Raw genomic sequence first — 17,562 nt, 5'->3', positions numbered from 1 at the left:
GCCGCTAACTGAATAGTGCTCAAAAAAACTCTGTCTGTGTGCAGGGTGAACGGGATAAGTCTGCCTAATTACCATAACCCTATAATATAACCATGAGGGAGGGCTGGATGAACGCTCTCTTTTTTTGTATAAAGGACATGGGGAAGGGGCTTCGCGACTTTCTACTATAGACAATCTACTTCGCAGATATACGTACTTTATTGAAGTACTTCAAAATCCGGCTCCGCACCGCTACCATTGTGATTAGGCGAGTGTAGTGTGCTACAGGATGTATTCTTCATGGTAGATGGTGTGGCGTTAATGCCATATTCGTTTGTCTATACTAAAGAGATGTCCTTTACTTCACCTTTTTCGTTTACTCAAACACAGGCGATAGGTCTGTGTTTTTTTAGCATATTCAAACTACGGTGCAGCAAAGACATTAACAAAACTTAAGGGGGAATATGCAAATGGAAGAATTGCAACAAAAAGCAGTATTAGTTGGAGTAAATATTAATAATCATCGGGACTTTGCTTACTCGATGGAAGAGCTTGCAAATTTAGCGGAGGCCTGTGGTGTAGAGGTCGTTGGCGAGATGACTCAAAATTTACAAAGAGTGAATTCATCTCATTATATTGGCAGTGGTAAGGTAGATGAAGTAAAGACTCTTGTAGAATATAGTGATGGAAATTTGGTTATTTTTAATGATGAACTATCTCCATCTCAAATTCGTAACTTAGAACGAGATTTAGACTGTAAGGTGATTGATCGTACGATATTAATTCTTGATATTTTTGCAGATCGGGCGAAGACGAGAGAGGCACAGTTACAAGTGGAAGTGGCGGAACTACAATATATGTTGCCGCGCTTGATTGGTCTCAGAGAGTCGCTAGGGCGTCAAAGTGGTGGTGTCGGTACAAAGAACAGAGGGGTTGGGGAGAAAAAGCTTGAGCTTGACCGTCGAAGAATCGAAGAGAAGATTAATGTATTGAATAAAGAACTAGAAACGCTTGTTGCTCACAGGAAAACACAGCGGAAGCAGAGAAAGAAGAATGCAATCCCTGTTGTTTCACTTGTTGGGTATACAAATGCTGGAAAGTCAACGATTATGAATGCTCTTGTCGAGAAATTTCATGCATCTACGGAGAAGCAGGTTTTTGAAAAGGATATGCTATTTGCGACATTAGAGACATCTGTTCGAAACATCCCGCTTCCGGACAATAAAGAATTTCTATTAACGGATACAGTTGGTTTTGTTTCAAAGCTGCCGCATCATCTTGTAAAAGCATTCCGATCAACGCTTGAAGAAGTGGCAGAAGCTGATTTGCTCATTCATGTTGTTGATTTTTCCAATGCAAATTATGAACAGCTTATTGAAATTACAAATGAAACACTTAAAGCAATTGGAATTGAAAATATCCCAACCGTTTATGCGTATAATAAGGCGGATTTAACGGAAATGGAGATCCCGCAAGTTCGTGCTGATTCTGTTTATTTGTCAGCAAAACAGAGAATCGGCGTGGCTGAATTGATTGAAAAGATTCGTGAAAACATCTTCACAGATTATGTTCGCTGTGAACTGCTAATCCCGTATGATCAAGGTCAGATTATTTCTTATTTTAACGAACATGCGCAAATTCTTGAAACGGAATATGAAGAAGATGGCACGAAAATCAAGGTCGAGTGTAAACATAGTGATTATGAAAAATACCGAACGTTTGTGTTGGAAGAATCGTGAAAGCAAGTAGGCTTTGTGGTTTATTTGCTCTAACTATGAGATTAAAGGCTGGAAGGTAGAGGGGTCATAAAGAAGCGATAGGTAAGATGGGGATTGCGAATCATTTCCTATAAAACGGGTTAGCTCCAATGCTAACCCGTTTTATTTTGCATTTATTTTTTTGATGAGCATTCTGTACACGTAACCACGTAGGATTCTGCTTGTTCATCAATATGATGGCCGCAATCCGGACATTGTTTCGGTGGTAAGTTTCTGAAGAATTCCATAGGTTTATTTGTTTGCATGTGTAGTTCCTCCCTTTTTGTAATACAGATTCAAATTATTGTTTGTTGTTATAATACAGTATATACCCATTTGTTATAAATGTATAGGTTATTATCAGAAAAATATAATAATTATTAATGTTAATATTTTCCGTTTGTTGTGTCGATGTTCTTCTCAATTTTCAAGAATAAAAAGAAACAAGACAATAGGTATGGAATTTCAAAACATTATGACATTTATCACCTCGGTTTCATGATGTATTCTACTAATTGCCAGTGAGTTCTTTTCATAGTATAGATGTATCGGAGGTGGAGAGATGATTACATTTGAACATGTGATGAAATCTTTTAAAGAACATAAAGCGGTGGATGATGTTTCATTTTCAATTCGGGCGGGGGAAATGGTGACAATCCTTGGTCCGAATGGGGCCGGAAAGACGACAACGCTCTCGATGTTACTTGGCTTAATAGAGCCAACAGAGGGGACTGTTCAATTATTCGGTCAACATCCTAAAGATCGATCAGTTCGGGAACGCATCGGTGCCATGCTTCAGGATGTTAGTGTAATGGACGGTTTAACTGGGATAGAATTAATTCGTTTGTTTAGAAGTTATTATAAAAATCCGCTATCATTTGAACAGTTGATAGGGGTCACAGGAATGAGTAGCAAAGACCTGAAAAAACGAACAGAAAAGCTTTCGGGAGGTCAAAAACGGCGGTTAAGCTTTGCTCTAGCCATTGCCGGAAATCCAGATGTGCTTTTTTTTGATGAACCAACTGTCGGATTGGACGTTACAGCAAGGCGATCGTTCTGGGAAACGATTAGAAAACTTAATGACCAGGGGAAAACAATCATTTTTACAACTCATTACTTGCAAGAAGCGGAAGATGTCGCTGATCGGATTATTCTCATTCATAAAGGTAAAGTAGTTGCCGATGGAAATCCGTTGGAGATGAGAGCGAGATTTACGAAAAAGACCGTTTCGCTTGATGATAATCAAACATTAAATATTGATGAATTAGGACAAATCGCAAATGTGTCCAATATATTTAAAGAAAGTAATCGCATTTTTATAGAAACGACTGACTCGGATGCTGTACTTGCCGCTCTTTATGAAAAAAAGGTAAAGATGAGTGGGATTCAAATTGAGCAAGGACGCTTAGAAACAGTGTTTGAACATTTAACAGCAGACAATGAGGAGGTTTTGCTGAAATGATATGGATGCAATGTAAGGCAGAATCATTAAGAATTATTCGAAATCCGTACTATCTTTTTTGGTCATTGTTTATGCCGGTACTCTTTTATTTTATCTATACAAATGTATTTAAAGTGAATGATACTACAGTTTGGAAAGCACATTTTTTAATGTCAATGGCAACATTTAGTGTGATGGGATCCTCCATTATGACGATGGGAATCAGGTTGGTCCAAGAGAGGGCCGAAGGGTGGGCAAAGTTTATGAGAATCACTCCACTCCCTTATAGTATCTATTTCTTTTCAAAAATAGTAGGTCAATCGGTTGTTCATATATTATCGATTGTTGTGATCTTTGCGGCTGGAATCCTCATAAATGGCGTGACCATGTCTGCCGGACAATGGGTGATGAGTGGGATATGGATTCTTCTCGGTTCATTGCCATTTCTGGGATTGGGTGCATTGGTAGGGACAATGAAACGAGTCGACACAGCTTCTGGAGTAAGTAATGTTATTTATCTAGCATTGGCTTTTATGGGCGGGATGTGGATGCCAATGGACGTATTGCCGAAAGTCTTTCAATCTATTTCTCATGGGCTACCTTCGTATTATTACGGAAGTGGAGCATGGGAGATTATTCGCGGGGAGTCTCCTTCTTTGCTTTCAATTATGATTCTACTTGGGTACCTTTTCCTATTTACGGTATTATCAGGGTATATAAGAAGGAAACAGGAAGCGATATAGAGTTAGGAGTGAAAGAATGAAGAATTTTCAGCTCTTCCCTAAACGATATGGGTACTTACCTTATGTGTTTTTAATTTATGGCATTTTACCACTGGGTTATATCCTAACAGAGTCAGGTATGAAACAATTGATTGGTTTTCTCATGTGGGCCTTATTCCTTGTCTCTTATCGGCAACTGTATAGTACAGACAACTGGCATGTTTTCCATCGCTGGCTAGCCATTCAGTTGATTATTATTTTTACATTAAGTCTGGCTTACAATCTTAACTGTCTATTTATGGGCTTTTTTGCAGCCAATTTTATTAGTTGGTATAAGGATCGGAAAGTATTTAAATGGGCGATGATTGCTTTTGGCATTACCCTTCTTGTACCATGGGCCTTTTACTTACCGTCTTTGTCTATCACGTCTATTTTTTATTTAACTCCATTTATCATCGTTATGGTCACAACCCCTTTTGGGATGCGTTCCATGTATGAACGGATGGATTTGGAACGTAAGCTTGATGAAGCAAATGAACAGATTAAGGAACTTGTTAAAAGGGAAGAGCGAATGAGGATTGCGCGTGATCTTCATGATACGTTAGGTCATACTCTTTCTTTGTTGACGTTAAAAAGCCAATTAGTCGCCAAACTAGCGAATAAGCAACCAAACCGTGCTAGAGAAGAAGCGATTGAAATGGAGAAGATATCGCGTTCTGCTCTTCATCAAGTAAGAGAACTTGTGGCAGATATGCGGGCAATTACGGTGGCAGAAGAAGTAATTGAAGTGGAAAAGATTTTAACTGTTGCAGAAATTAAGCTAATCGTTGAGGGAGATACGAAATTAGCGGACGTTCCTTTCCTTACTCAGAACATCCTGAGTATGTGTATCCGTGAAGCTATAACAAATGTGGTCAAACATAGCGGGGCTTCAATCTGCACCATTACAATTGAACAAATAGAAGGGAAAATTGCCATTGTCGTAGAAGACAATGGTAAAGGAATAGGATTGAATTGTCAGAATGGAAATGGTCTAAAAGGCATGCAAGAAAGGCTTTCTCTCTTAGATGGAACCCTTTCGCTGTCTGAGAGCATGGGGACAATTTTACGTATCGAAGTACCTCAAATCTTAAAACAGCATGGGGAGGAGGTCGCTTTATGATTCGGTTGTTACTGGCTGAAGATCAAGGAATGTTGCTCGGAGCATTGGGATCTCTATTAGATATGGAGGATGATATTGAAGTTGTAGGTCAAGCAATTAATGGGAAGGATGCGCTCAATCTTATCGACCAATTGAAACCTGATGTTTGCTTACTTGATATTGAAATGCCCATCAAAACAGGCCTTCAAGTGGCGGAGGAGCTTCGACAAAAGAAATCAGATGTAAAAATTGTCATCCTTACCACGTTTGCAAGACCAGGATATTTTGAGCGAGCGGTAAAGGCAAATGTTCATGGTTATCTATTAAAAGACGGATCAGTCGATGAATTAGCCCAGTCCATACGAAACGTTATAAAGGGAAAACGTCAATTTGCACCTGAACTGATTTTTGGAAGTATCGGAGAAGATAATCCACTTACTGAACGCGAAAAGGAAATATTAAAATTAGTTGCTGTTGGAAAGACAGCTAAGGAAATATCAGGAGTGCTCTATTTGTCTACTGGAACTGTTCGGAATTATATCTCGGAAATACTTAATAAACTACAGGTTAAAAATCGAATTGAAGCCATTACTATCGCGGAACAAAAAGGGTGGGTGTAAGGAAAATGGAGCGAAATCAGAAGGAAGACTAAAATGAGGAAGGTACGTATAGAACAGTTGATCGAGGAAATGGATATTCAATTTGCGGGGTATCAAACCTTCATGTCATTAAAAAATGGAAAGTTTGTCACTGTTTTAGCAGGAGAGTTATGCTTGGCAGAAGACGAGCCACTAGACACAATGCCGGAATGGCAGCAGGAAGAAATTGAGTTGGCGATTGATGTGCTGGATCATTTCGATGAATATAAGGGAATTCCATCCAAGTTTGATATTAATGAGTATCAAATGATGGTGGATTTCTGTTGAGAGCAAAGCGATGAGACTGTTAAAAATCAACTGCTAAGAGCGTTGGATGGCAAAGGTGCTTTTCGGAGATTTAAGGATGTACTTATCGATTTAAATCTGGAAGAGGAATGGTATTCTTTTAAAGAATCGAGCTATAGAATACTGGCAATTAGATGGTGTGAAGATCAGGGAATTGAATATATTGAATAGGTTCGAGTGGAGGTAGGAAAAGACTGGTATGTTTTCCAGTCTCTTTTTGACGAATATGTAGTTTTATTGGTATAATACTTTGTTGTAAGAGTAAAGTGCCTAAAAGGATTACCTTTTATATCTTGCAAATATAAATGGATAGGTGGTAAGAATAATGATAGAAGTTAAACCGTACAGAGTATTGTTGTACTATTATTATGTAACAATTGAGAACCCAGAGGAATTTGCAGCTGCGCATCTTGCTTGGTGTAAAGAGCACGAGCTAAAGGGCCGTATTTTGGTTGCTACTGAGGGAATCAACGGGACTGTATCAGGTACGATTGAACAAACTGATGCGTATATTAACATGATGGAAAGCGATCCTCGATTTGAAGGTATCGTATTTAAAATAGATGAAGCTGACGGACACGCATTTAAGAAAATGCATGTCAGACCACGAAATGAGCTTGTAACGCTTCGTTTGGAAGATGATATTAATCCACTTGAGATTACTGGCCGTTATTTAAGTCCGAAGGAATTTTTAGAAGGACTTCAAGATGAAAATACCATTGTTCTAGATGCAAGAAATGATTATGAATACGAGTTAGGACATTTTAGAAATGCTGTTAAACCAGATATAAAGTCTTTCCGTGAGCTTCCACAATGGGTGCGCGACAACAAAGAAATGCTTGAAGGCAAAAAAGTATTAACCTATTGTACAGGCGGTATTCGCTGTGAGAAATTCTCTGGCTGGCTTGTAAGAGAAGGCTTTGAAGATGTAGGTCAGCTTCATGGTGGAATCGCCACCTACGGAAAAGACCCTGAAGTACAAGGCGAGCTTTGGGATGGGCAAATGTATGTGTTCGATGAGCGGATCTCGGTTCCTATTAACCAAAAGGAACATGTCATTGTTGGTCAAGATTATTTCACTGGTGAGCCTTGTGAACGTTATATTAATTGTGCAAATCCTGAATGTAATAAACAAATCCTTGCATCAGAGGAAAATGAACACAAATATATGCGCAGCTGTACGCACGAGTGCCGCGTGCATCCACGTAACCTTTACGTAAAACAACACAATCTAACAGATGAAGAATGGGCTGAAAGAGCAAGTCAGCTTACTGAAGAGATGGCTATGAAATAATGAATTAAATGAAAAACACCTCAAATCCGAAAGGAATTGAGGTGTTTTTTTTTAGGCTACAACAGTAAATCATCATGTAGGTCATGACGATATTACAATCTCCCTAGGCTTGAATACCCTCTGTCTGTTCGCCTAGCTTGCCAGATAAATCATTAAGTACTTTCCCGATTTCATACGTTTCTTGATATTGTTTCAGTTGTTCTTGGAAGCTAGATAGCATTTGTTCGGCGCTAGCACTTGTCTGTTGCGACAGTGCTACGTATCTTTCGGATGATTGTTCCACTTCTGGTAAGGAACCTTGCAAGTTTTTTAGGATTGATTCAATGAATCGAAGCTTAACGTTCACCTCATCAACATGTAGACTCCATAAATCAATTGAGTCTTTACTCTTAGATGCTCCTTCAACATTTTTATTGACAATATGATGAATGTTCTCAAATTCACGATGTGTCTGGTTTGTTATCTCTTCCATTTGCCCCATCGTTGTAGCAATTTCTTCCGCTGCTTTGAAGGATTCGTTAGCAAGCTTTCTGACTTCCGTTGCAACAACTGAGAATCCTTTACCGGCGTCACCTGCTCTTGCCGCTTCGATGGTTGCGTTTAGAGCGAGCAATTTGGTCTGTTCAGCAACGGTCTGTATCAGTGAGACGATGGAAGTGACGGAGACCGAATGAGTTTTCAATGTATTCATCGTTTGGGTGATTTGTTTAAATTCCGTTTGAAATAAACCAAGTTCATTTACTAGCTGGTCCATATGGTTTGTCCCACTTAGAGAAGCAACCTCCATCGTTTTTGATATATCAAAAATATGCTGCATTTCCTGAAAGGTCTGGTAAATATCTGCTTTCATTCTGTCAAAAGCAATCATGGATACTTCAGAGCTAACGGCTGTTTCATCCGCAGCTTTTTTGACCGTTTCTATTTCATTGATCAATTCCTGATTTCGGACCAAAACAACATTTGAGGAAGTTTGCAGCTTGGCTCCGGTTGTATGTAATTGATTCGTAGTTGAGCTAATGTTTTGTAGCATACTTTTCACTGTTAGTAATAATGAATCGAAGCTTTTAACAAGGGATGTTATTTCGGCTGAGCTCCTTGGAATATCCTTTAGTGATATATCAAAATTCCCTTCGCGGGCTTCTTTCATGAGTTCTCTTAGTTTTTCTAAAGGTCTTGTCAATTGATTAACGAGTACGATGACAAGAAGCGCTGTAATAATTACACAAGCAATCGTGACTGTGAGAATGGAATATGCCATTTCATGTATTTTAGTTAAATAAACTTGCTGTGGTAGAGCAATGACAAAGGACCCTTTTACTTCTTGAATTTGTTGAAAAGCAAATGTATAGGTAACACCGTTAATTTTTTTATGTAAAATCCCCTTTCCTTTTTTCGTGATCTCTGTTTGTAGTGATTCAGGGATTTTTATAGCCATTTTCTGGCTTACAGAGAACGGGACGGTTTCTTTTCCTTTGATAAGAAAGTAATCGCTATGGAGACCATCTTGACTCATGTCTGCATTTTGGCTTTTAATGACGCTTTCTATTTTTTTGTTGAAATTCTCCTCATCCCCTACATGAAGATACATGAGATTCTGTGCCATTTGGTAAAAAAGCATAACTTCTCTTTTTAGACGTTGTTCGACAGCGGTCATCGTCGCATCTTTTGATTTTGCATAAGACATATAACTAATGATACCGGATGTGAAAATTAAGATAAATATGATAAATAGTAAGAGTTTGGTCTTTAAGGACCAGTTTGTATAAAAGTTAAATAATTTCCCCATCATCCACCTCTTCTTTCTAGGTCTAATTATCCATGAATGGTATTAAAAATTTGTTAAGCTTATGTAAATTTTTCATGTAGAAATGATGAATCGCAGTTCGGGAAATGAAGCAAATAAGTATTTCTGATAAATAGAAAAGCCGTTATTATGGTAAATTAAAGATAGAAAACATATAGAAAAGGTGGTTTGAAGGATAGATGGAAATATTTCTAATTGTTTTACTTCTGTTGTTCCTCATTGGCTTATCCAATATAATTAATCACTTTATTCCATTTATTCCTGTTCCTCTTATTCAAATCGCTTTGGGAGGGGTATTGGCAATTTTGCCCATTGGTCTTCAAGTGCCAATGGAGCCTGAGTTGTTTTTTGTATTATTCATTGCACCGTTGTTATTTAATGATGGAAAAAATGTTCCGCGTAAGGCGCTATGGAAACTTAGAGTACCGATTTTATTATTAGCGTTAGGGCTAGTTTTTGTAACCGTTCTTGTAATCGGTTATTTAATTCATTGGTTGATCCCAGCTATTCCTTTACCAGCTGCTTTTGCGCTTGCAGCAATCCTTTCGCCTACTGATGTAGTGGCCGTTGGTGCGATGGCTAGCCGTGTTAAGCTACCGAAAATCATTATGCATACTCTAGAAGGAGAAGGATTAACGAATGATGCATCAGGTCTTGTAGCTTTTAAGTTTGCGGTGGCAGCTACGGTAACCGGCTACTTTTCTTTAGCGGAAGCCTCATTAAGCTTTGTCATTATTGCTTTAGGAGGCCTTATAGGGGGTGCAATCATTGCCTTTGCTATTATCAGGTTGAGAGTCTTCATCCGCCGACTAGGTATGGAAGATGTGACGATTCATATGCTCATTCAGATTTTGACTCCATTTGTGATTTATTTAAGTGTAGAGCACTTCCACTTTTCAGGAATATTAGGTGTCGTAGCTGGTGGAATCGTCCATGCAATTGAACGGGATCGTGAGCAGTCGCCGACGATAAAACTACAAATCGTTTCGAATAGTACCTGGTCTGTTATTTTATTTATTTTGAATGGCCTTGTTTTTGTCTTGCTTGGTTTGCAAGTGCCAGGTGTAGCGAATTCCATTTTTGAAAACGCAGCTTTTAATAATATGGAAGTGACCGGTTATATCATCATAATCAGCATCTCCCTATTTGTCCTTCGGTTCATTTGGGTATTGGTGGCATGGTGGACAGGTTGGAAAATGAAAAAGGGAATGGTAAAGCCATCATTCAAAGCCATTGGAATTATAACTGTTTCTGGTGTCCGTGGCGCTGTTACATTAGCGGGGGCGTTTACTCTCCCATTCGTGTTAGATGATGGCAGTCCGTTTCCAGAACGTTCATTAATTATTTTTATTGCAGCTGGAGTCATTTTGGCTACACTTATGGTTACAAGCATTTTTTTGCCGATTATTGCCCGGCCAAAGCATGAACATATGGGTGAGAATAAAGTAGAAAGAGAAAAGCGTGCTTTGATTCAATCGCAGTCGGCAGCAATCAAAGCTGTAGAATCTTCCATTACAAACGATAACCGTGAAACAGCAATAAAAATCATTTCTAAATATAATGTAAGAATTAGTCAAGCTCATGCAGCCGGAAATCAAAAGAATCAATCGGAAATTAGAGAGAAAGAAAATAAGGCTAGACTGATAGGACTTGAGGCAGAGAAAAGAGAAATAGTGAGGCTCGTAAAAGAAGAACTAGTTGATCGTGAAGCGGCCCATTTGTGTTTGGAGCATATCCGCAGAATGGAAATGGCGGTAACAAATCGAATGAAATATCGTAGACTGATTTTCATACTTTTGTTAAAAAAAGTGCTAGTAAAGAGTGGCAAGCTGTTTTTATCTAAAAAAAGAGAATTAATCGAGCAAAGTAAAGAGCGTCTCCATAAAATGATCGCAATTAAATTGAAAACAGCTAAAGCGGCAATTAGAGAGATTAAGGAAAAGACAAGTCCAGATGATAAGGGGATTTCTTTAATCGTGATCGCGGAATATAGTTTTCTAATTTCCAGGTTAAAACGAGATAATAAAATGGTTCGAGGACACGAACAAGTAAACTTCGAGCGGGATTTACAGTACATAGCCATTCAAGCTGAACGTGATGAAGTGCAGGACATGTTTGAAGAAGGAACAATCAGTTTCGAATTAGCGCAAAAAATGCGGCAACATATAAATATTAGAGAAGCGAATGTAGTAGATGAAGGTAGTTATGATCACTGATGCAATGAAGGAATGACTTTGGAGAGGTCTGTCACACATTAGTCAAATTGTACCGAATGATTGTACCATAAACAAAAATTTAGGCTACTAAAGGGGGATATTAGAACAAATGCTTGAAAACCAGGATATCTCATTACAATTATATGAACCCAAATATAAAGCGAAATTAGCTAAGTTTTACTTAACTGATGAACAGAAAAGATATACAACTATTCCTATCGAAGCATTAGAAAAGTGTACAGAAGATCCAACAAGAAGACCAATTGTAGTCCTATCAGGAGAAGTGCCAGTTGGATTTTTCATTCTACATACGGGAGAAGGCATTCACGAGTTTACCGAAAACCCACAGGCGATGTTACTGCGAGCCTTTTGTATAAATCACCGTTATCAAGGAAGAAAGTATGCAGCGAGGGCATTGTCTGTTTTACCTCCTTTTGCTCAAAAGTATTTCCCGGATAAAAAAGAAATTATTCTCGCAGTTAATAAAGACAACGAGCCGGCAAAAGGATTGTATGGAAAAGTCGGATTCCATAATACAGGTGCTGAGAAAATTGGGCGAAGCGGTCCCATGCATATATATAGCTATACATTGTCGTAATGTATCCGGAATAATTGTGGCGAATTTAGTAAAGTTGATCTAAAAAGGGACCGTATTGTTTGGTGTGAATACTAATTAAGGAACCCTTATGGTACACTTTAGGTAACTTAAATTGATCGTAATTGAGGTGTACATTCATTGAAAACAGTCGTTGTGATAGGTGGGGGCATTACGGGTGTATCTGCTCTTTATGAATTGCAAAAGTGGAAAAAGAAGACGGGCTCAAACGTTAGACTTGTATTGACAGAAGCCAATAAGGAGCTTGGAGGAAAAATTCATTCGGTGCATGATGGTGACTTCATAATGGAATCAGGTGCAGATTCTATCGTGGCGCGTAAAGGGTATATCGGACCATTGATTGAAGAGTTAGGGCTACAAGATAAAGTGGTGTTCAATGCCACAGGGCGCTCTTTCATTCATAGTGATGGAGAATTAAAGCTCATTCCAGAAGAAGCTGTATTTGGCATTCCAACGAGCATCGAGTCATTAGCGAAAACTACATTAGTTTCTGCGGAAGGTAAAGTTGCGGCCTTGAAGGATTTCTACACAAAGAATGAATCGTTCACTACAGATGATTCTATCGGTGAATTTCTGGAATGCTTTCTTGGACAAGAATTGGTAGAAAAACAAATTGCTCCCGTGCTATCTGGTGTATACTCAGGCAAACTTGCTGACTTGACCATTGCTTCTACACTACCATATTTATTGGATTATAAGAATGAATACGGCAGCATCATACGAGGACTTTCTGAAAATAAAAAAGCTTCCCAAGGGAATGCCAGTAAGAAATTCCTTTCTTTTAAAGGCGGTCTGTCTACTTTGCTTGATCGTATGGAAGAACGGATGGAAGATGTTGAGATACATAAAGGGACAGAGGTAGAGGCTGTTACGAGAGCAGGGAATTCATACACGGTCACTTTTAGAAACGGAGAAAGTATCGTCGCTGATTATATCATTTTAAGCATTCCCCACAATGCTGCTCAAAAGCTATTGAAGAATCCTACACTCCAAAAGGAATTTGATCAATTGAAGAATAGTTCCATTATTAGCGTCTATGTAGGCTTCAATTTGGCGGACAGTGAGCTACCAAAGGATGGAACAGGCTTTATTACTGCAGGAACTAGTGAATTAACTTGTAATGCCTGTACATGGACAAGTAGAAAATGGGAACATACATCCAAGAAAAATCAATTGCTAATCCGGCTTTTCTATAAAAGTACAAACCCTGCTTTTGCTTCATTACAAACTGCTACTGAAGAAGAGTTGCTTAAGGTTGCATTAAGGGATATTAAATTAAGTCTGGGCATTTCAGGTACTCCGGTAACGAGTGAAGTGACTAATTGGAGTGACATGATGCCTAACTATCATATCCATCATCGAAAAGTTGTACAACGGTTGGAAGAGAAGCTCGAGCAAGACTTTCCAGGTATTCGTCTAGCTGGCTGTTCTTACTACGGAGTAGGCATTCCCGATTGTATCGGAAATGGTGAAGCGACGGCTAAATGGGTAACGGAGCAATTATGAATAGGGGTCTGGCTTGTTTCATGTGAGTCAGATCCTTTTTTATTTGGGAAGCTGTTAGAAATAAGTTAGTTGTATCTTTTTTATATCTTGTTTTTCTAGTTATCTTATTTAGCGATAAGAAAATGGTTGTGGTACATTATTTGTAAACGATAATCATGTCGAAGACTGACATAGGAGGCAGCGGACATCTATGGAACATCGACTAAAAGAGGCAGAACATTTTATTCGAGTTAGTTATGAAGAACTACACAAAGGTGAAGCTGAAACGCATAAACGTTTAGAAGAAGTAATCCATCAAATTCAAGAACGAGACAAGTATGAACATACGCTTGAAGAGCTTGAATATGGGGCTAAAATGGCGTGGCGAAATAGTAATAAATGTATTGGCCGTCTGTTTTGGGAAACGATGCAGGTAATAGATAAACGTGATTTACAATCAATGGAAGAGATAGTAGAAGCGCTTTTCGAACATATATCGTTTGCAACAAACGGTGGCAAAATAAGACCGTCTATTACTATTTTTCAACCTGACCGTGTTCGAATATGGAATCATCAGCTTATTCGATACGCAGGCTATGAAACCGAGAATGGGGTTATCGGCGATCCAGATTCACTAAGATTCACACAAGTTTGTGAAGAATTAGGATGGAGGGGCAGAACTGGTCGGTTTGATCTTTTACCTCTCGTCATACAAATGGATGGTGGGAAGCCTCAATGGTTTGAAATTCCTCCTCACCTTGTAAAAGAAGTCCCTTTGCGTCACCCTGAATATGAATGGTTTGCAGAGTTAGAGCTCAAATGGTATGCAGTTCCCATTATTTCAAACATGAGTCTTGAAATCGGTGGAATCACCTATCACGCTGCCCCGTTTAACGGCTGGTATATGGGCACAGAAATCGGGGCAAGAAATTTAGCGGACGAAGAACGATATAATATGCTTCCAACTATAGCGGAACATATGGGTCTCGATATTCACAAGAATTCATCGCTTTGGAAGGATCGGGCTCTTGTTGAGCTCAATCAGGCAGTTCTGTATTCTTTTAAAGAGGATGGGGTAAGTATTGTCGATCACCATACGGCTGCCCAGCAGTTTAAGATGTTTGAGAAAAAGGAAAGGGCGGCTAGCCGACCGGTGACTGGTAATTGGACGTGGCTCATTCCGCCAGTTTCTCCAGCAGCGACTCATATATTCCATAAGCCTTATAAAAATCAAATCATTAAACCAAATTACTTTTATCAAAAACTTCCCTATAAATGATACATTCCTAATCTCCGTGGTTTTGCTCACGGGGATTTTTATTGCTTCTAGTTAGGGCGGACTCTTCATTCTTATAAAGTGTATGGTTAAAATACTACAGTATGAGCAAGAAGAATGTAGTATTTTGATGAAATTTATTTCTGGGGAAATATTTATGTCGGATGATGTACCATTAGTTATTACAAAAAAGATGTTGAAGATTGTCATGATTCCTGTATAATGATTGGGGTTGTAAGTAAACTTTAAGTTTACTTATAGAGTACTTTAGTGTCTCGGAGTTTACTAAAACTAAACTTTGGATCAAAGCGATGAAGATAGTCAAAAAATAACCTTCGTTTAAAACGGTGGCAATGACGAGTCACATGGAGATAACTATGCAAATTGGAAAAAAGATTAAGAATTTACGTTTAAAAAAAGGGTTAACCCAAGAGGAGTTAGGCGAACGAACAGATTTAACCAAAGGCTATATTTCCCAATTGGAGCGTGATTTGAGTTCTCCTTCTATTGAAACCTTTTTCAATATCATAGAAGTGCTTGGATGCTCACCGAAGCAATTCTTTGATGAAGAAGAGCGTGTTCAAAAAGTCGTATATGATGAAGATTCACAGACCTTTTTTGCAGAAGTAGAAAAAGGGTATCAGATTAAATGGCTCGTACCGGAATCGAACGAAAAGGAAATGGAACCGATCTATCTGACGTTTAAAGAAAAAGGGGAGTTTAAGAAGTTTGAGCCATCCCTTTCAGAAACCTTTGGGTATGTATTAAGTGGAAGAGTCATTGTTTATTTAGGGAGCCACATCTATGTGGCTAAAGCAGGAGAATCTATTTATTTTCATGCTTCTGAGGCTCACCAATTGGTTAATGATATTGATGGACCTACAGAATTGCTTCTAGTTGTTACAAATTCCTATTTATAAGAATTCATCTGTTTGGTGGAACGGATCATACGAATACATGAAGATACTGAGGAGGAGAAGATTTTGACAAATGAGTCGATCATTCGTTTCGAACAAGTAACTAAACAATATGATGCAGATCCAGCTGTATTGAATGATGTTAGCTTTGAAATCGAACGAGGCAAATTTTATACGCTACTAGGACCTTCTGGTTGCGGAAAAACAACCATTCTACGTTTAATAGCCGGCTTTACGGAGGCGACGCAAGGGAAGATTTATTTTAATGGAAAAATTATTAATCGAGTGCCGGCTAATAAACGGCAAGTAAATACCGTTTTTCAGGACTATGCGTTATTTCCACATTTGAATGTCTTTGAAAATGTTGCATTTGGTTTGCGCATTAAGAAAATGAAGAATAGTGATGTCACTGCAAAGGTTAGAGAAGCATTAAGCTTTGTCAACCTTGACGGTTATGAAACAAGAGAAATTTCAGAAATGTCAGGTGGACAGCGTCAGCGTGTGGCCATTGCCAGAGCAATTGTAAACGAGCCTGAAGTGATCTTGCTGGATGAACCTTTGTCTGCGCTTGATCTGAAGCTGAGAACGGAAATGCAATATGAATTAAGAGAATTACAGCAAAGACTCGGGATTACCTTTATCTTTGTTACGCATGATCAGGAAGAAGCGCTTGCGATGTCAGATGAGATTTTCGTTTTGAATAACGGGAAAATCCAACAAAGCGGGACACCTACAGATATTTACGATGAACCAATCAGCCGATTTGTCGCGGATTTCATTGGGGAATCAAACATTGTTGAAGGGAAAATGATTCGTGATCATCGAGTCGAGTTTACCGGAAAAGAGTTTGAATGTGTCGATGGTGGATTTAATGAAAAGGAGCCAGTTGAGATTGTAATTCGACCAGAAGATTTGGAAATTACCGATGTGGACCGAGGTAAATTGCAAGTGCGCGTGGACTCTCAGTTATTCCGCGGCGTTCATTATGAAATTAGTAGCTATGATGGGGATGGGAATGAGTGGTTGGTTCATTCTACGAAGAAAGCGACAGTTGGCGATCAAATTGGTCTATACTTTGACCCAGAAGCCATTCATGTTATGCGTTTTGGTGAATCTGAAGAAGAATTTGACAAACGTTTAGAAGCATACAGTGATGGAGTGCAAGATGGAAAATAAAGCGAAGTTTAATTTATACTCCATTCCGTACTTTCTGTGGGTTGTCTTTTTTGTCGTTGCGCCAATCGTACTCGTCCTTTATTATTCTTTATTCGATATTGATGGGAATTTTTCACTGGTCAATTATAAGAATTTCTTTACGCCTGTTTACTTAATGATGACGTTGAATTCATTTTGGTATGCGTTATTAATTACATTCTTTTCTTTGCTTTTTGCCTATCCGACTGCTTATTTGTTAACAAAGACAAAGCATAAACAACTATGGTTATTACTGATCATTGTTCCTTCATGGATCAATTTACTGTTGAAAGCTTATGCATTTCTAGGCATTTTCGGTACGTACGGGGCAGCAAATAAATTCCTAGAGGCAATTGGAATTGGTTCCAAACAAATTTTATTTACCGATTTTAGCTTTATTTTTGTATCAGTTTATATTTTTATTCCATTTATGATTTTACCAATCTTCAATGCATTAAATAAATTGAACCCGAGTTTTATGGATGCGGCTAATGATTTAGGAGCATCAACATGGACTACATTCCGCCGTGTCATTTTTCCGTTAACATTGGACGGTGTGAAATCGGGCTGCCAGGTTGTCTTTATTCCGGCCCTTTCCTTGTTCATGCTGACGCGTTTAATTTCTGGTAACCGTGTGATTACACTAGGGACAGCGATTGAACAGCATTTTCTTGTCATCCAAGATTGGGGAATGGGCTCGACCATCGCAGTGTTTTTAATTATTTTTATGTTCCTGATCATGGCATTGACAGGTGCAAGGAAAAGAGGTGTATAAG

At 38.7% G+C, this 17,562-nt stretch carries 17 protein-coding genes and 1 pseudogene; 16 read left to right on the top strand and 2 right to left on the bottom strand.

What is annotated here, in order from left to right:
• Positions 1–449 precede the first annotated feature (449 nt).
• On the top strand, positions 450–1,718 hold the full coding sequence (gene hflX / locus ACIQZI_RS21630; RefSeq protein WP_403077254.1) for a GTPase HflX: 1,269 nt from the start codon (positions 450–452) through the stop codon (positions 1,716–1,718).
• A 152-nt stretch (positions 1,719–1,870) separates the two neighbouring features.
• On the opposite strand, the gene yhfH is transcribed toward hflX, so the two are convergent.
• A complete protein-coding gene (gene yhfH / locus ACIQZI_RS21625) occupies positions 1,871–1,984 on the bottom strand; it encodes a protein YhfH (protein WP_403077401.1) in 114 nt (37 codons plus the stop codon).
• Between the two features lie 314 nt (positions 1,985–2,298).
• Between yhfH and ACIQZI_RS21620 the strand changes: the two genes are divergently transcribed.
• The 7 genes and pseudogenes from ACIQZI_RS21620 to trhO all read left to right on the top strand — a co-directional run bounded on the left by ACIQZI_RS21620 (position 2,299) and on the right by trhO (position 7,278).
• Positions 2,299–3,198 (top strand): ABC transporter ATP-binding protein, encoded by a 900-nt coding sequence (locus ACIQZI_RS21620; RefSeq protein ID WP_403077251.1) that lies wholly within the window; start codon positions 2,299–2,301, stop codon positions 3,196–3,198.
• Complete coding sequence (locus ACIQZI_RS21615; RefSeq protein ID WP_403077248.1) at positions 3,195–3,920, top strand: ABC transporter permease; 726 nt, start codon at positions 3,195–3,197, stop codon at positions 3,918–3,920. The genes ACIQZI_RS21620 and ACIQZI_RS21615 overlap by 4 nt, the downstream gene beginning before the upstream one ends.
• A gap of 16 nt (positions 3,921–3,936) precedes the next feature.
• Positions 3,937–5,061, top strand: a complete 1,125-nt coding sequence (locus ACIQZI_RS21610) for a sensor histidine kinase (protein ID WP_403077242.1) — start codon at positions 3,937–3,939, stop codon at positions 5,059–5,061.
• Positions 5,058–5,660 (top strand): response regulator, encoded by a 603-nt coding sequence (locus ACIQZI_RS21605; protein WP_403077239.1) that lies wholly within the window; start codon positions 5,058–5,060, stop codon positions 5,658–5,660. Before ACIQZI_RS21610 ends, ACIQZI_RS21605 begins: the two co-directional genes overlap by 4 nt.
• Before the next feature lie 33 nt (positions 5,661–5,693).
• On the top strand, positions 5,694–5,966 hold the full coding sequence (locus ACIQZI_RS21600; RefSeq protein ID WP_403077236.1) for a hypothetical protein: 273 nt from the start codon (positions 5,694–5,696) through the stop codon (positions 5,964–5,966).
• A 21-nt stretch (positions 5,967–5,987) separates the two neighbouring features.
• Positions 5,988–6,155 (top strand): annotated as a pseudogene (locus tag ACIQZI_RS21595) (UPF0158 family protein); the annotation flags it as partial.
• Positions 6,156–6,309: 154 nt separating this feature from the next.
• Entirely contained in the window at positions 6,310–7,278 is a 969-nt protein-coding gene (gene trhO / locus ACIQZI_RS21590) for an oxygen-dependent tRNA uridine(34) hydroxylase TrhO (protein WP_062186942.1), read from the top strand.
• Between the two features lie 103 nt (positions 7,279–7,381).
• Here trhO and ACIQZI_RS21585 read toward each other — a convergent pair whose 3' ends face one another.
• Positions 7,382–8,962, bottom strand: coding sequence for a methyl-accepting chemotaxis protein (locus ACIQZI_RS21585; RefSeq protein ID WP_403077233.1), 1,581 nt, complete (start codon positions 8,960–8,962; stop codon positions 7,382–7,384).
• A 299-nt stretch (positions 8,963–9,261) separates the two neighbouring features.
• Here ACIQZI_RS21585 and ACIQZI_RS21580 point away from each other — a divergent pair, with 299 nt between their 5' ends.
• From ACIQZI_RS21580 to ACIQZI_RS21545, 8 genes are all read left to right on the top strand, one after another.
• On the top strand, positions 9,262–11,298 hold the full coding sequence (locus ACIQZI_RS21580; protein ID WP_403077231.1) for a Na+/H+ antiporter: 2,037 nt from the start codon (positions 9,262–9,264) through the stop codon (positions 11,296–11,298).
• 109 nt (positions 11,299–11,407) lie between these two features.
• Positions 11,408–11,896, top strand: a complete 489-nt coding sequence (locus tag ACIQZI_RS21575) for a GNAT family N-acetyltransferase (protein ID WP_403077228.1) — start codon at positions 11,408–11,410, stop codon at positions 11,894–11,896.
• A 138-nt stretch (positions 11,897–12,034) separates the two neighbouring features.
• Complete coding sequence (locus tag ACIQZI_RS21570) at positions 12,035–13,420, top strand: protoporphyrinogen oxidase (protein ID WP_403077225.1); 1,386 nt, start codon at positions 12,035–12,037, stop codon at positions 13,418–13,420.
• A 190-nt stretch (positions 13,421–13,610) separates the two neighbouring features.
• Positions 13,611–14,678 (top strand): nitric oxide synthase oxygenase, encoded by a 1,068-nt coding sequence (locus tag ACIQZI_RS21565; protein WP_403077223.1) that lies wholly within the window; start codon positions 13,611–13,613, stop codon positions 14,676–14,678.
• A gap of 82 nt (positions 14,679–14,760) precedes the next feature.
• Positions 14,761–14,898, top strand: a complete 138-nt coding sequence (locus ACIQZI_RS21560; RefSeq protein ID WP_403077220.1) for a hypothetical protein — start codon at positions 14,761–14,763, stop codon at positions 14,896–14,898.
• A gap of 154 nt (positions 14,899–15,052) precedes the next feature.
• Entirely contained in the window at positions 15,053–15,595 is a 543-nt protein-coding gene (locus tag ACIQZI_RS21555) for a helix-turn-helix domain-containing protein (RefSeq protein ID WP_403077218.1), read from the top strand.
• A gap of 63 nt (positions 15,596–15,658) precedes the next feature.
• Entirely contained in the window at positions 15,659–16,768 is a 1,110-nt protein-coding gene (locus ACIQZI_RS21550; RefSeq protein ID WP_403077215.1) for an ABC transporter ATP-binding protein, read from the top strand.
• Positions 16,758–17,561 carry an ABC transporter permease gene (locus ACIQZI_RS21545; protein ID WP_062186921.1) on the top strand — a complete coding sequence of 268 codons (804 nt, stop codon included), beginning with the start codon at positions 16,758–16,760 and terminating at the stop codon, positions 17,559–17,561. Before ACIQZI_RS21550 ends, ACIQZI_RS21545 begins: the two co-directional genes overlap by 11 nt.
• Position 17,562: the final 1 nt, after the last annotated feature.

The organism is Peribacillus sp. NPDC096379 (assembly GCF_044762875.1).
Lineage (GTDB): Bacteria > Bacillota > Bacilli > Bacillales > DSM-1321 > Peribacillus.
Note: the sequence above shows the minus strand (reverse complement) of the source record. Positions and strands in the feature narration are given on the sequence as shown.

Bases quoted from the DNA above. Each gene is read 5' to 3' on its own strand.
- ACIQZI_RS21560 (WP_403077220.1), top strand. From the start codon at position 14,761: ATGGTTAAAATACTACAGTATGAGCAAGAAGAATGTAGTATTTTGATG.
- ACIQZI_RS21605 (WP_403077239.1), top strand. From the start codon at position 5,058: ATGATTCGGTTGTTACTGGCTGAAGATCAAGGAATGTTGCTCGGAGCA.
- ACIQZI_RS21610 (WP_403077242.1), top strand. From the start codon at position 3,937: ATGAAGAATTTTCAGCTCTTCCCTAAACGATATGGGTACTTACCTTAT.
- ACIQZI_RS21555 (WP_403077218.1), top strand. From the start codon at position 15,053: ATGCAAATTGGAAAAAAGATTAAGAATTTACGTTTAAAAAAAGGGTTA.
- ACIQZI_RS21620 (WP_403077251.1), top strand. From the start codon at position 2,299: ATGATTACATTTGAACATGTGATGAAATCTTTTAAAGAACATAAAGCG.
- ACIQZI_RS21545 (WP_062186921.1), top strand. From the start codon at position 16,758: ATGGAAAATAAAGCGAAGTTTAATTTATACTCCATTCCGTACTTTCTG.
- ACIQZI_RS21565 (WP_403077223.1), top strand. From the start codon at position 13,611: ATGGAACATCGACTAAAAGAGGCAGAACATTTTATTCGAGTTAGTTAT.
- ACIQZI_RS21600 (WP_403077236.1), top strand. From the start codon at position 5,694: ATGAGGAAGGTACGTATAGAACAGTTGATCGAGGAAATGGATATTCAA.
- ACIQZI_RS21575 (WP_403077228.1), top strand. From the start codon at position 11,408: ATGCTTGAAAACCAGGATATCTCATTACAATTATATGAACCCAAATAT.
- ACIQZI_RS21615 (WP_403077248.1), top strand. From the start codon at position 3,195: ATGATATGGATGCAATGTAAGGCAGAATCATTAAGAATTATTCGAAAT.
- ACIQZI_RS21580 (WP_403077231.1), top strand. From the start codon at position 9,262: ATGGAAATATTTCTAATTGTTTTACTTCTGTTGTTCCTCATTGGCTTA.
- trhO (WP_062186942.1), top strand. From the start codon at position 6,310: ATGATAGAAGTTAAACCGTACAGAGTATTGTTGTACTATTATTATGTA.
- ACIQZI_RS21585 (WP_403077233.1), bottom strand. From the start codon at position 8,962: ATGTCTTATGCAAAATCAAAAGATGCGACGATGACCGCTGTCGAACAA.
- yhfH (WP_403077401.1), bottom strand. From the start codon at position 1,984: ATGGAATTCTTCAGAAACTTACCACCGAAACAATGTCCGGATTGCGGC.
- hflX (WP_403077254.1), top strand. From the start codon at position 450: ATGGAAGAATTGCAACAAAAAGCAGTATTAGTTGGAGTAAATATTAAT.